Annotated in this window: 8 protein-coding genes; 6 read left to right on the top strand and 2 right to left on the bottom strand. The window is 70.9% G+C overall.

All coding sequences use genetic code 11. The features are described 5' to 3' along the window. Positions 1-249: 249 nt before the first annotated feature. Positions 250-1035, bottom strand: coding sequence for a hypothetical protein (locus tag ACIRP2_RS13980; protein ID WP_361455078.1), 786 nt, complete (start codon positions 1033-1035; stop codon positions 250-252). 163 nt (positions 1036-1198) lie between these two features. Further along, entirely contained in the window at positions 1199-2950 is a 1752-nt protein-coding gene (locus ACIRP2_RS13975; protein WP_404249830.1) for a PucR family transcriptional regulator, read from the bottom strand. Positions 2951-3208: 258 nt separating this feature from the next. Here ACIRP2_RS13975 and ACIRP2_RS13970 point away from each other — a divergent pair, with 258 nt between their 5' ends. From ACIRP2_RS13970 to ACIRP2_RS13945, 6 genes are all read left to right on the top strand, one after another. Beyond that, on the top strand, positions 3209-4099 hold the full coding sequence (locus ACIRP2_RS13970) for an FAD binding domain-containing protein (protein WP_376271739.1): 891 nt from the start codon (positions 3209-3211) through the stop codon (positions 4097-4099). 2 nt (positions 4100-4101) lie between these two features. Beyond that, positions 4102-4695, top strand: coding sequence for a (2Fe-2S)-binding protein (locus ACIRP2_RS13965; protein WP_404249828.1), 594 nt, complete (start codon positions 4102-4104; stop codon positions 4693-4695). A 2-nt stretch (positions 4696-4697) separates the two neighbouring features. Continuing rightward, complete coding sequence (locus ACIRP2_RS13960; protein ID WP_404249826.1) at positions 4698-7082, top strand: xanthine dehydrogenase family protein molybdopterin-binding subunit; 2385 nt, start codon at positions 4698-4700, stop codon at positions 7080-7082. A 267-nt stretch (positions 7083-7349) separates the two neighbouring features. After that, positions 7350-8807: an NCS2 family permease gene (locus tag ACIRP2_RS13955; protein ID WP_404249824.1), complete on the top strand. Its 1458-nt coding sequence runs from the start codon at positions 7350-7352 to the stop codon at positions 8805-8807. Between the two features lie 44 nt (positions 8808-8851). After that, positions 8852-10003, top strand: coding sequence for an XdhC family protein (locus ACIRP2_RS13950; RefSeq protein ID WP_404249822.1), 1152 nt, complete (start codon positions 8852-8854; stop codon positions 10001-10003). Between the two features lie 104 nt (positions 10004-10107). Further along, complete coding sequence (locus ACIRP2_RS13945; protein WP_404249820.1) at positions 10108-13893, top strand: S8 family peptidase; 3786 nt, start codon at positions 10108-10110, stop codon at positions 13891-13893. Positions 13894-14033: the final 140 nt, after the last annotated feature.

Below are 14033 nucleotides of genomic sequence, written 5' to 3'. Positions count from 1 at the left end.
GTCCGCGCCGCCCAAATCGCCGGTTCCGCCTCCGCGGCGGGACAGCGGCGGATCACGGGACCGTCCTCCCGCCGTACCGCAGAACCCCGACCGGGGTCCCCATCCGCCGCCCGCCCCGGACCGCCCGTCCCCGACTCCGGAGTGGAGCGACGCCGGCTGGAAGCCCGGTGATCCGGTCGTGGATCTCACCTGATGTGCGGGGGAGGAGCCGGGAAAGCTCCCGCCCCTCCTGCGGGCGGTGCCGCCGGTTCAGTTCGCTTCGGCCGTCTCCGGGGGCGGCGGGTCCAGGTGCGGAGCCAGCCAGGTGGGTACGCCCCCGAGCAGCCGGAAGAGCCGGCCCGCCTCGGCGCGGAGCCGGGTCGCCGCCTCGGGCTCGGGCTCGGAGTCCGCGAGGGCGATGAGGGCCGGAGCCGTCCCGATCAGATAGCCCAGCTCCTCCCTTATCCGCAGGCATTCGGCGAAGCCGTGACGCGCCTCCGCCAGTTCTCCCTCGCGCAGGGCGAGCAGGGCGAGATGGCGCCAGGTCGAGGAGAGCAGCAGCGCGTCCCCCTGGGCGGTGGCACCGGCGTGGGCCCTGCGGTAGGCGGCCCGCGCGGCCTGTGGCGAGTCGGCGATGTTCTGCGCGATCAGACCTCGGCGGAAGTCCAGCAGCGGGCGGCCCGGCGCGGACGGGGCGAGCAGGGCGGCGGCGCGGCTCAGGGCGACGCTGGCCTCGTCCGCCCGGTCCCGGACGCCCAGAAGTGTCGACGCGTACGCCAGATGGCCGCGTTCGCAGGCCGCCGCGCCGCGTTCGGCGTCGTCATGGGCCAGTGCCTCTGCGGTGCGCAGGGCGTCCTCGGCGTCGGTCCAGCCCTGCCCGGTGTACAGGCACCGTTCGGTGAGCAGCGCGGTCCGCTGGAGTGCCGCCGCAGGATCGGTGGCGGCGTCGTGTTCGAGCAGCGCGGCGGCGTCCGTCCAGCAGGCGCGTGACCGCAGCCGCCATACCGCTGTCTGGAGCGGCGGATCGTCATCGGCTGTCGTTCCGGAACCAGACATGGCGGTATGCGCCACATTGCCCTCCCCGAGCGCGCCATCGAGCTGTTGAGTCTGGCCGCATCTCAGCACGGAATGGCACGCCGGGCCAAGGGGTCGGGTCAATGTCAGGTGAAAGATTTCACAAACGAACCGACCCGCCTGCGGGGGTGGTGGCGCCCGGAAGTCAGCTCATGCGCAGGGCGAGGAAGAAATCGAGCTTGTCCTCCAGGCGCGAAAGGTCACGCCCCGTCAACTGCTCGATCCGCCCCACCCGGTAGCGCAGTGTGTTGACGTGCAGATGGAGCCGGGCGGCGCAGCGCGTCCAGGAACCGTCGCAGTCCAGGAACGTCTCCAGCGTCGGGATCAGCTCCGCGCGGTGGCGCCGGTCGTAGTCGCGCAGTGGGTCGAGCAGCCGTGCGGTGAACGCGCGGCGCACGTCGTCGGGGACGAACGGCAGCAGCAGCACGTGCGAGGCCAGCTCGTGGTGCCCGGCCGCGCAGACCCGGCCGGGCCGGGCCGCCGCGACCCGGCGGGCGTGCCGGGCCTCCTCCAGGGCGCCGCGCAGTCCTTCGGGCGAATGCACGGCCGCGCTGACACCCAGTGTCAGCCGCCCGTCGTCGGCGAGGCCCGCGGAGAGCGGTTCGCGAACGGCGGCGAGCAGCACACCGGCGTGCAGCGAGGGGTCGGCCTCGGCGGGTGTCCCGGACGCGGCCGCACCGGGCTCGCCGCCCGGTGCGGGTGCGGTGACGGCGGGCAGCGGTACGAGTGCCACGGCCTCGTCGCCGGTGTGGGCGACCGCGATCCGGTCAGCGGAGTCGGGGCCGGTGACCGCGGGGTCGACCAGGATCTCCTCCAGCAGCGCCTGGGCCACCGGTCCGCCCGCGACGGCGGTACCGGAGCCGGCCTGGCCGCCCGCGGCGGTGGAGCCCGCCGCGTCGCCCCACTCGACGCGTGCCACCACGACCTGCCAGTGCGGCGCCGCCCCGAGCCCGGGGAGCAGTACCGGAGCGGCGACCCGCAGCCTGGCCGCGATCTCGGCCGGCGGCGCGCCCGTCTGGACCAGCTCCAGGACTTCCTGGGCCAGCCTGCGGCGTACCGTACGGGCGGCGTCGCGCCGGTCCCGTTCGACCGCGATGAGCTGGGTGACGCCCTGGAGCAGGTCCAGCCGGGCGGGCGGCCAGTCGCTCGCGTCCGCCTCGACCGCGAGCAGCCAGTCGGAGAGCACCGACTCGCGCACATCCCGCGAGGCCGGCACTGCGCCCCGCCCGGTGTTCCGGATCGGGAAGAGCGAATACGTGAAGCCGTCGATCGTGGTGCGGTGCGGGGCCCGGCGGCCGCTGCGGGTGGCGGCCAGATGGTGGCCGGCGAGCGCCGCGCCGACCGGCCCGGCCAGCGGTGCGTTCCCGGCGCCCGCGATCTGTCGCCCGGTGGGGGAGAGCACCCAGGCGTGCAGGTCGAGATCGGAGCCCAGGAGATCCAGCACCACCTCGGGGCCGCCGCCCGCCGGGCCCGAGGTCATGAGCCTGCGGTGACGGTCCACCACGGCGGCGAGATCACCCGCACGCTCGCCCGACACCTGGCGCACCACATGCTCGGTGATCGTTGCGAACGCGACGGTCTCATGGACGGCGAAGAGCGGCAGCCGGTGTCGCCCGCAGGCCTCCACCAGATCGTCGGGGACGTCACCGAGTTCCGCCTCGCCGGCCGCGAGCCCGGCGACCCCCGCGCCTGCCAGGATGCGTACGAACGGCTCCGAGTCCGCCGCGTCCCGGCGCCAGGCCAGACCCGTCAGGACCAGCTCGCCGCCTGACAGATAGCGGCTGGGATCCCGCAGGTCGGTGGTCATCACGCCACGGACGGAGCGGTCCAGCTCGTCCTCGCCGCCGAGCAGCCGCAGGCCCAGCGCGTCGGTCTCCAGCAGTGCGCGCAGCCGCATCTCGTCGCCGCCGATCTCTTTCGTTGGTGCGGGTGAAAACTGGGTATTGCGGTGAGGTTACTGATCCCCGCCATTCGTTCGAATCTACAAGACGGAGAGAGGGGCCAGCCAACTCCTTCATGGTTTCGGTGACTGCACCGGGTGGAGCACGGCTTGTGTACTTGGCCCCACACCGCGTTAACAACACATGAACGACCAGTCGAGGGCCGGCCGTCCCCAGCCCCAGCGAACGACCGATTGAGAAGAAGAGAGCCACTCATGGACTTCCTTCGCCCCGCCAGCTGGGAGGAGGCGCTCGCCGCCAAGGCCGAGCACCCCACGGCTGTGCCCATTGCGGGTGGCACCGATGTGATGGTCGAGATCAACTTCGACCACCGGCGGCCCGAGTACCTCCTGGACCTGAACCGCATCGGAGAACTGTCCGAATGGGAGGTGGGCCAGGAGAGCGTACGGCTCGGCGCCTCCGTACCGTACAGCCGGATCATGGAGCACCTGCGCGCCGAGCTGCCCGGACTCGCGCTCGCCTCGCACACCGTCGCCTCGCCGCAGATCCGCAACCGCGGCGGTGTCGGCGGCAACCTGGGGACCGCGTCGCCCGCCGGTGACGCCCATCCGGCGCTGCTCGCAGCCGGCGCCGAGGTCGAGGCCGAATCCGTGCGCGGGACGAGGATGATCCCGATCGACGCCTTCTACACCGGCGTCAAGCGCAACGCCCTCGCCCCGGACGAACTGATCCGGGCCGTGCACATCAAGAAGGCCGACGGGCCGCAGCAGTACTCCAAGGTCGGTACCCGCAACGCGATGGTCATCGCCGTCTGCGCCTTCGGCCTGGCCCTGCACCCCGAGACCCGCACGGTGCGCACCGGCATCGGCTCGGCCGCCCCCACACCCGTACGGGCGAAGGAGGCCGAGGAGTTCCTGAACGCCGCGCTCGAAGAGGGCGGGTTCTGGGACAGCCGCACGATCATCACCCCGTCCATCGCCTCGCAGTTCGCCGCGCTCGCCGCCGGTGCCTGCAACCCGATCGACGATGTGCGCGGCACCGCGAGCTATCGCCGGCACGCGGTGGGGATCATGGCCCGCCGCACCCTCGGCTGGACCTGGGAGTCGTACCGCGGCAACGGCCGCAGCACCGAAGGAGCTGCCTGATCATGCGCGTCAATTTCACGGTCAACGGCCGCAGGCACGAGGCGGACGACGTCTGGGAGGGCGAGTCCCTCCTCTACGTGCTGCGCGAGCGGATGGGCCTGCCCGGCTCGAAGAACGCCTGTGAGCAGGGCGAGTGCGGATCGTGCACGGTCCGCCTGGACGGTGTCCCGGTCTGCTCCTGTCTGGTCGCCGCGGGGCAGGTGGAGGGCCGCGAGGTCGTCACCGTGGAGGGCCTCGCCGACTTCGCCGCCCACCGTTCCCAGGAACACCCCGGCAGCGGCTGCGCCTCCGGCGCGTGCGGCACGGCGCTCGACCAGGCGAAGCGGTGGAAGGCCGAGCCGACCGGCGAGGAGGGCCGGGACATCGGTGAGCTCTCGCCGATCCAGCAGGCGTTCATCGACGCCGGAGCCGTCCAGTGCGGCTTCTGCACCCCCGGCCTGCTGGTCGCCGCCGACGAGCTGCTGGAACGCAACCCGGAGCCGTCCGACGCGGACATCCGCGAGGCGCTCTCCGGCAACCTCTGCCGCTGCACCGGCTACGAGAAGATCCTCGACGCGGTCCGCCTCGCGGCCGCCCGCGCGGAAGAAACGGTCTGACGATGGGCGTTACCGGCAACCCCACCAGCATCAACCAGGGCACCCGCACCAAGGGCGGCATCGGCGAGTCCACGCTGCGCCCCGACGGCATCCTCAAGGTCACCGGGGAGTTCGCGTACTCCTCCGACATGTGGCACGAGGACATGCTCTGGGGCCACACGCTGCGCTCCACGGTCGCGCACGCCGAGATCGTCTCCATCGACACCTCGGAAGCGCTCGCCATGTCCGGCGTCTACGCCGTACTCACCTACGACGACCTGCCGACCTCGGTGAAGAACTACGGGCTGGAGATCCAGGACACCCCGGTCCTCGCCCACGGCAAGGTCCGCCACCACGGCGAACCGGTGGCGCTCGTCGCCGCCGACCACCCGGAGACGGCCCGCCGTGCCGCGGCGAAGATCAGGATCGACTACCGCGAGCTGCCCGTCGTCACCGACGAGGCCTCCGCCCTCGCACCCGACGCACCCCTCGTCCACGAGGGCCGCCACGACCACCACGCGGGGCACGTACCGCACCCCAACATCGTCCACCGCCAGCCCATCGTGCGCGGCGACGCGGACGCGGCGGCGGCCCGTGCCGATGTCGTGGTCAGCGGCGAATACGTCTTCGGCATGCAGGACCAGGCCTTCCTCGGCCCCGAGTCCGGTCTGGCCGTGCCCGCCGAGGACGGCGGCGTCGACCTGTACGTCGCCACCCAGTGGCTCCACTCCGACCTGCGCCAGATCGCTCCCGTCCTCGGTCTGCCCGAGGACAAGGTCCGCATGACGCTCTCCGGGGTCGGCGGCGCCTTCGGCGGCCGCGAGGACCTGTCGATGCAGATCCACGCCTGCCTGCTGGCCCTGCGCACCGGCAAACCGGTCAAGATCGTCTACAACCGGTTCGAGTCCTTCTTCGGGCATGTGCACCGGCACCCTGCCAAGCTCTGGTACGAGCACGGCGCGACCCGCGACGGCAAGCTGACCCATATGAAATGCCGCATCGTGCTGGACGGCGGGGCATATGCTTCCGCCTCGCCGGCCGTCGTCGGCAACGCCTCCTCGCTCAGCGTCGGCCCGTACGTCATCGACGACGTCGACATCGAGGCGATCGCGCTCTACACCAACAACCCGCCGTGCGGCGCCATGCGCGGCTTCGGCGCGGTCCAGGCGTGCTTCGCCTACGAGGCCCAGATGGACAAGCTGGCCGCCGAACTCTCCATGGACCCGGTCGAGTTCAGGCAGCTCAACGCCATGGAGCAGGGCACCCTCCTGCCGACCGGCCAGGTCGTCGACTCGCCCGCCCCGGTCGCCGAGCTGCTGCGCCGGGTGAAGGCCATGCCGCTTCCGCCCGAGCGCCAGTGGGAGGTGGCCGGTGAGCAGGCCGACGTACGGGCCCTGCCCGGCGGACTGTCCAACACCACTCACGGCGAGGGCGTCGTACGCGGCGTCGGCTACGCGGTCGGTCTGAAGAACGTCGGGTTCTCCGAGGGCTTCGACGACTACTCCACCGCCCGCGTGCGCATGGAGGTCATCGGCGGCGAACCCGTCGCGACCGTGCACACCGCCATGGCCGAGGTCGGGCAGGGCGGCGTCACCGTCCACGCCCAGATCGCCCGGACCGAACTCGGCGTCGCCCAGGTCACCATCCACCCGGCCGACACGCAGGTCGGCTCGGCCGGCTCCACCTCCGCCTCCCGGCAGACGTATGTCACCGGCGGCGCGGTGAAGCACTCCTGCGAGGCCGTGCGCGAGAAGGTTCTGGAGATCGGCCGCCGCAAGTTCGGTACGTACCACCCCGCGTGGGCCACCGCCGAACTGCTCCTGGAGGGCGGCAAGGTCGTCACCGACGGCGGCGAGGTGCTGGCCGACCTGGTCGACGTACTGGAGGACGAGGCGGTCGACATCGAGCTGGAGTGGCGCCACCGGCCCACCGAGGCGTTCGACCTCCGTACCGGACAGGGCAACGGCCACGTCCAGTACTCCTTCGCCGCCCACCGCGCGGTCGTCGAGGTCGACACCGAACTCGGTCTGGTCAAGGTCATCGAACTGGCCTGCGCCCAGGACGTCGGCAAGGCACTCAACCCGCTGTCGGTCGTGGGTCAGATCCAGGGCGGCACCATCCAGGGAATGGGTATCGCCGTCATGGAGGAGATCGTCGTCGACCCGAAGACCGCGAAGGTGCGCAACCCCTCCTTCACGGACTACCTGCTCCCCACCATCCTCGACACGCCGACCATCCCGGTCGATGTGCTCGAACTCGCCGACGACCACGCCCCGTACGGGCTCCGTGGCATCGGTGAGGCGCCCACCCTGTCGTCGACCCCGGCCGTCCTCGCGGCGATCCGGAACGCGACGGGCCTGGAGCTCGACAGGACACCGGTACGACCCGAGCACCTCACGGGCACCTGAGTCACGGCTCCACCCGAACCCTCCGGGCGGTGCGTGCCTCCCAGGAACGTCACACTTCCGTCGCCCGCACCGCCCGGAGAACCCAAGTGCCGCACCGCTCGCGGCCGTTGCTCCACCGGGCAGTACCGCAGTACCCGCACATTCCACTCTGCATGAACAGTTCGCCTCGGGCCGTCCCCCGGGTCGTGCCGCCAGCGCAGTCATCCCAAATCCCGCATTTCGATTCTTCATCGCGGGTGCCCCTGTGAACCTTGGGAGTCAGGCAACATGACCCAGCAGTCAGTGGAGTCCGAGACCACCGCGGAGGAAGCGGGCCACGGCTCGCGCGTTCCCGCCGGAAGATCTTGGCTCGACCGGTACTTTCACATATCCGAACGAGGATCCACCGTCGCGCGCGAAGTGCGCGGCGGCGTCACGACCTTCATGGCCATGGCGTACATCCTTCTGCTCAACCCGCTGATCCTGTCCGGCAAGGACGTCGCGGGCGACACGCTCGGCCAGAAGGCCCTGATCACCGCCACGGCGTTCGCCGCCGCGCTCACCACGCTCCTGATGGGCTTCGTGGGCAAGGTGCCGCTGGCCCTCGCCGCGGGCCTGTCGGTCTCCGGTGTGATCTCCTCGCAGGTCGCCCCGGCGATGACATGGCCGCAGGCCATGGGCATGTGTGTGATGTACGGCGTAGTGATCATGCTTCTGGTCGTCACGGGTCTCCGTGAGATGATCATGAACGCGATCCCGCTCGCCCTCAAGCACGGCATCACGATGGGCATCGGCCTCTTCATCGCCCTGATCGGCCTCTACAAGTCCGGCTTCGTGCACACCGGCAAGGCCACGCCGCTCGCCCTGGGCCCCACCGGTGAACTCGCCGGCTGGCCGGTCCTGCTCTTCGCGGGCACCCTGCTCCTGATCTTCATGCTGCAGGCGCGCAACACCCCCGGCGCGATCCTGATCGGCATCATCGGCGGCACGATCGTCGCGACGACCCTGAACGCGCTCGACGTGATCGCCCCCGAGCAGTGGGCCAACGGCGCCCCCGCACTGCATGGCAGCGCGGTCTCGACGCCCGACTTCTCGCTCTTCGGACACGTCGAGTTCGGCGGCTGGGGTTCGGTCGGCGCCATGACGGTCGGAATGATCGTCTTCACGCTCGTCCTCGCCGGGTTCTTCGACGCGATGGCCACCATCATCGGCGTCGGCACCGAGGCCGAGCTCGCCGACGACAAGGGCCGCATGCCGGGTCTGTCCAAGGCCCTGTTCATCGACGGCGCCGGCGGAGCCATCGGCGGCATCGCGGGCGGCTCCGGTCAGACCGTGTTCGTCGAGTCGGCCACCGGCGTCGGCGAGGGCGCCCGTACCGGCCTCGCCTCGGCCGTGACGGGCCTGTTCTTCGCGGCCTGCCTGTTCTTCACGCCGGTGACCGCGATCGTCCCGCAGGAGGTCGCGTCCGCCGCGCTCGTCGTCATCGGAGCGATGATGATGATGAACGCCCGGCACGTCGACTGGGCCGACCGCGCCACCGCGATCCCGGTCTTCCTGACCGTGGTCCTGATGCCCTTCACCTACACCATCACCACCGGTGTCGCCGCGGGCGTCATCTCCTGGGTCGCCATCAAGATCGCCCAGGGCAGGGCCCGGGAGATCGGGGCCTTCATGTGGGGCCTGACGGTGATCTTCGTCGTGTACTTCGCACTGCATCCGATCGAGGGGTGGCTGGGCGTCCACTGACGCGCCGCACCAGCCCTTCACACAACCGCTGAGGAGACCGACAGATGCTGGACATCGCCGCAGAGCTCAACCGGTGGGTCGAGCAGGGACGAGACTTCGCCGTGGCCACCGTCGTGGCGGTCGGCGGGAGCGCGCCCCGGCAGCCGGGAGCCGCCCTCGCCGTCGACCGCGACGGCACGGCGATCGGATCGGTCTCCGGCGGGTGTGTGGAGGGCGCGGTGTACGAGCTGTGCGAGCAGGCCCTCGACGACGGCGCAACCGTGCGGGAGCAGTTCGGCTACAGCGACGAGGACGCCTTCGCGGTCGGCCTGACCTGCGGCGGCGTCATCGACATCCTGGTGACACCGATCCGTGCGGACGACCCCGCACGGGCCGTGTTCGCCGCCGCTCTGGGCGCCGCCGCCCGGGGGGAGACGGCTGCGGTGGCCAGGGTCACCGAGGGGCCCGCCGAGCTCCTCGGCCGCCCCCTGCTCGTCCGTCCCGACGGGGCGTACGAGGGAGGGCTCGGCGGGCACCCGGAGCTGGACCGCACCGCGGCGGCCGATGCCCGCGCGATGCTGGACGCCGGCCGTACCGGATCCGTCACCATCGGTGCCGACGGTTCGCGCTGCGGGCAACCGCTCACCCTGCTCGTCGAATCGAGCGTCCCACCGCCCCGGTTGATCGTCTTCGGGGCCATCGACTTCGCCTCGGCGCTGGTCCGGGCGGGAAAGTTCCTCGGGTACCACGTCACCTTGTGCGACGCCCGCCCCGTCTTCGCCACGAAGGCCCGCTTCCCCGAGGCCGACGAACTGGTCGTCGACTGGCCGCACCGCTATCTCGCGGCCACCGACGTCGACACGCGCACCGTCCTGTGCGTCCTCACCCATGACGCCAAGTTCGATGTCCCGCTGCTGGAGCTGGCGTTGAGACTGCCGGTGGCGTACGTCGGAGCGATGGGTTCGCGCCGCACCCACCTCGAGCGCAACGACCGGCTGCGCGACGTCGGCGTCACGGAACTGGAACTGGCCAGGCTGCACTCGCCGATCGGCCTCGACCTCGGCGCCCGTACCCCCGAGGAGACCGCGCTGTCGATCGCCGCCGAGATCGTCGCCGACCGGCGCGGCGGCAGCGGCGTTCCGCTCAAGGGCGCACACACCCCGATCCACCACGAGGCCGGCCGGCCGCCGAACGGAGTGATCACGTCAGTGGCCTGAACTGTGCCATGAACCACGACCGATCGGGGCGGGTAGCCGCCACGGCGGCTTCACGCCAGGTGCGAACTCAACCGTAGCCGTGTTTTTGCCGGTAGATCAGCGGCATGACATTCACACCCTCCTCCGCTTCCGGTCGGGCGAGACCCGCTCGTGCGGGTCGCCGCGCTCTGCTCATAGCGACTTCGGTCGCTCTGGTGAGCGGCGCGCTGCTTCCCGTGGCGGGCTCCGCCTCCGCCTCGGTCCCCGCCTCCTCCGCGGACCGGCCCGGGTCTCCCGGTCACCAGGCCGCCGCCCCCCTCGTGGACCCCGCCAAGGAGTACGACATCACCCTGCTCACGGGCGATGTCGTGCACTACACGGACGGCGTCGGCAAGCAGGACACCGTCACCGTGGACCGCCCCGACGGAGCGGTCGGCGGCGTACACGTCCAGCAGGCCGGCGACGATCTCTACGTCCTGCCCGACGAGGCCGGCTCCCTGCTCGCGGCGGGGAAGCTGGACCGCCGGCTGTTCAATGTCTCGGCCCTCGCCCGGATGGGGTACGACGACAAGAGGTCGGGTGGCATCCCGGTGATCGCCACCTACCCGGCGAGCCGGGGCCGTTCACTGCCCGCCGCCCCGCGCGGCGCCAAGAAGGTCCGCACCCTGGACAGCATTCACGGTGCCGCGCTGAAGGCCGGCAAGGGCACCGTCCGGGCCTTCTGGAACGACATCACCCGTACTTCCACGGCCCGTTCGCTGGACAACGGCATCGACAGGCTCTGGCTCGACGGCCGGGTGGAAGCGGCGCTCAAGGACTCCGTTCCCCAGATCAACGCCCCCCAGGCATGGGCCGAGGGCTACGACGGCAAGGGCTCCAAGGTCGCCGTGCTGGACACCGGCATCGACGCCACCCACCCGGACGTCAAGGACCGCATCCTCGAAACCAAGAGCTTCGTGCCGGGCGAGGAGGTCGTCGACAAGAACGGCCACGGCACGCATGTCGCCTCCACGATCGCGGGCTCGGGCGCCGCGTCGGAGGGGGTCAACAAGGGCGTGGCGCCGGGCGCCGGGCTGATCATCGGCAAGGTGCTCGGCGACTCCGGATCCGGTGAGGACTCCGGCATCATCGAGGCCATGGAGTGGGCGAAGGCCGAAGGTGCCGACGTCGTCTCCATGAGCCTCGGTTCCAGCATCCCGGACGACGGCTCCGACCCGATGTCCCAGGCCGTCGACGCACTCTCCGCCGACGGCGGGCCGCTCTTCGTGATCGCCGCGGGCAACTCCTACGGCGCGGGCACCATCGGCTCGCCCGGCTCGGCGCAGAAGGCCCTGACCGTCGCCGCCGTCGACAAGAAGGACAAGCGCGCGGACTTCTCCTCGATGGGCCCGCTCGTCAGGTCCTACGGTCTGAAGCCCGACCTGTCCGCACCGGGTGTGGACATCAACGCCGCGGCCTCGCAGTCGGTCCCGGGCGTGAACGGCATGTACCGGTCGATGTCCGGTACGTCGATGGCGACCCCGCACGTCGCGGGCGCCGCCGCCATTCTGAAGCAGCGTCACCCCGACTGGTCCGGCCAGCGGATCAAGGACGCGCTGATGAGCTCGTCGAAGAGGCTCGACACCTACACCCCGTACGAGCAGGGAACCGGCCGGCTCGACGTGAAGGCGGCGGTCGACACCACGATCGAGGCCACCGGATCCGTCGAGGTCGCCTCCTACCAGTGGCCGCACTCCGCTTCCGACCCGGTCGCCCGGCGGACCATCACCTACCGCAACACCGGGGCGAAGGACGTCACGCTCGACCTGGTCATGGACACGGACGCCGAGGCCTACACCCTGTCGACGAAGCGGCTGACCGTCCCGGCCGGTTCCACCGCCGAGGCCGTGCTCTCGCTGGACCCGTCGAAGGTCGCGAACGACACCCGCTTCTCCGGTCAGGTCATCGCCACGGACACGGCGGGCACCACCGTCGCACACACCGGATTCGCCCTGTACAAGGAGCAGGAGCTGTACGACCTGACACTCCGGCTCCGTGACCGCGCGGGCAAGCCGATGGACGGGTTGGTCGTCCTCGCCGCGCTCGGCGACCCGGACCTGGGGCTCGTCCAGGTGTCCGGGAAGACCACGCTGCGGCTGCCGCCGGGCAACTACACCGCGTGGACGTCCGCCGAAGTCGCCGGCGACCGCGCCGACTCGAAGGCCGTGGCCTTCCTCGCCGCCCCCGAGACCATCCTCGACAAGGCGACCACGGTCACCCTCGACGCGTCCAAGGCCCACAAGGTCAGTGTGCGGACCCCGAAGGAGACCGAGACCCGGCAGCTGCGATATGACATGGCACGCACCGCACCGGACGGCACGGTCCAGCGCGACGCGTACCAGATCCCGTTGATCTACGACCAGTTGTGGGCGAGCCCCACCGAGAAGGTCACGCAGGGCAGCTTCTCCTTCCTGACCCGCTGGCGGCAGGGCGAGAAGCAGATCGACCTGACGGCCGACGGCCGGGACGTGCCGGTCACCGTACAGGTCGGTTCGCCCGTCGCCGAGAGCAGCGAGAAGAAGCCGGCCGGTGTCTTCGCGGGCAACGGTGCCGAGGCCGACTACCAGGGGCTGGACGTCAAGGGCAAGGCCGTCGTGATCCGCCGCAGCGACGCGGTCGCCCCCGCCGACCGGCTCGCCAACGCCGTGGCCGCGGGCGCCGAGGCACTGTTCGTCGTCAACGACGGCGACGGCGTCCTGATGGAGGGCTACACCCCGTACGGGACCACGGGCGCCATCCCGGTCGCCTCGGTCCAGCGTCTGGCGGGCGAGAACCTGATCAAGGCCGTGCAGGCCGGCCGGAAACTGACGATCACTCAGCACAGGTTCGCCCGCTATGTGTACGACCTGGTCGACCGCCACGACGGTGCCGTCCCGGACCGCTCGCTGGAGTTCGCCCCGTCGGTCCGTCAGCTGGCGAAGGTGGAGAACACCTTCTACGGTCACAAGGACATGCTCGGCGGGGGTTACCGCTACGACATCCCGGACTACGGCCCGGGGGTCGGCTTCGAGGAGTACGAGAAGTTCCCCGGCACCCGCGACGAGTGGGTCACCCCGCTCCCGGGCGCCTCCTTCTGGTACGAGAACCACTCGACCCTCGACACCACCGGATCGGGCAGCACGCAGGAGATGCGCAGCGGTGAGCTGGACTACACGGCGGGCCGCACCTACCCCGCCCAATGGTTCGCGCCGATCACCCGTCCGCGTCTGGGCACCGGCTACTGGGGTCCGTTCCGGTCCGTCTACAACGACATCCAGTTCAACCTCACCCCGTGGACGGACTCGGGTGCGGGGCACTCGGGCTCCATGCCGGAGGACGAGTACGACACCACCACCACCGCCTTCTACCAGGGCGACACCCTGATCAAGAAGGTCAAGGGCCGGGCCGGATTCGCCTGGGACGTCTCGCCCGAGAGGTTGCCGTACCGCTTCGTGCTCGACTCCACCCGGGACGCCGACATGTGGAAGACCTCCACCCGCACGCACACCGAGTGGAACTTCGTCTCGGGCGCCATGGACGAGAACGGCCCGTCCCAGGCCGACATCCCGATGCTGCAGCTGGACTACGCGGTCGACACCGACCTCGCCGGTGACGTCCAGGCCGGCAGGTGGACCGAGATCGGTCTCACCTCCGGGACGCAGGAGTGGCTGGACGGTGCGGTGAAGGCCACCGAGGCCTCGCTGTCGGTCAGCTACGACGACGGCAAGACCTGGGAAGCGGTCCAGCTGCGCAAGGACGCGGCCGGTTCCTGGGCCGCCCGGTTCAAGACGCCGAAGGCGGGCGCCTCCTTCGTTTCGCTGAAGGCACACGCCGAGGCGGCCGACGGGCTGGGCATCGACCAGGAGATCACCAGGGCGTTCGGCCTGAAGTGATCTGCTGAGGTGCGCTCTTGAGGCGTGGGGCGCCCCCCCCCCCCCCGGGGGGGGGCGGCGCCGGGTGTTGTTGCATAGGGGGCCGAAGCTGGGGGGGGTGTGGGAGTATCGTGGGGGGGGCGGCAGGGCACGCGCGAATC

Source organism: Streptomyces sp. NPDC101194 (assembly GCF_044767885.1).
Classification (GTDB): Bacteria; Actinomycetota; Actinomycetes; order Streptomycetales; family Streptomycetaceae; genus Streptomyces.
The sequence above is the reverse complement of the archived record's forward strand: the minus strand, read 5'-3'. Positions and strand labels throughout refer to the sequence as shown.

Coding starts and splice junctions, on each gene's coding strand:
- ACIRP2_RS13960 (WP_404249826.1), top strand. CDS start 4,698: ATGGGCGTTACCGGCAACCCCACCAGCATCAACCAGGGCACCCGCACC.
- ACIRP2_RS13980 (WP_361455078.1), bottom strand. CDS start 1,035: ATGTCTGGTTCCGGAACGACAGCCGATGACGATCCGCCGCTCCAGACA.
- ACIRP2_RS13945 (WP_404249820.1), top strand. CDS start 10,108: ATGACATTCACACCCTCCTCCGCTTCCGGTCGGGCGAGACCCGCTCGT.
- ACIRP2_RS13950 (WP_404249822.1), top strand. CDS start 8,852: ATGCTGGACATCGCCGCAGAGCTCAACCGGTGGGTCGAGCAGGGACGA.
- ACIRP2_RS13955 (WP_404249824.1), top strand. CDS start 7,350: ATGACCCAGCAGTCAGTGGAGTCCGAGACCACCGCGGAGGAAGCGGGC.
- ACIRP2_RS13965 (WP_404249828.1), top strand. CDS start 4,102: ATGCGCGTCAATTTCACGGTCAACGGCCGCAGGCACGAGGCGGACGAC.
- ACIRP2_RS13975 (WP_404249830.1), bottom strand. CDS start 2,950: ATGCGGCTGCGCGCACTGCTGGAGACCGACGCGCTGGGCCTGCGGCTG.
- ACIRP2_RS13970 (WP_376271739.1), top strand. CDS start 3,209: ATGGACTTCCTTCGCCCCGCCAGCTGGGAGGAGGCGCTCGCCGCCAAG.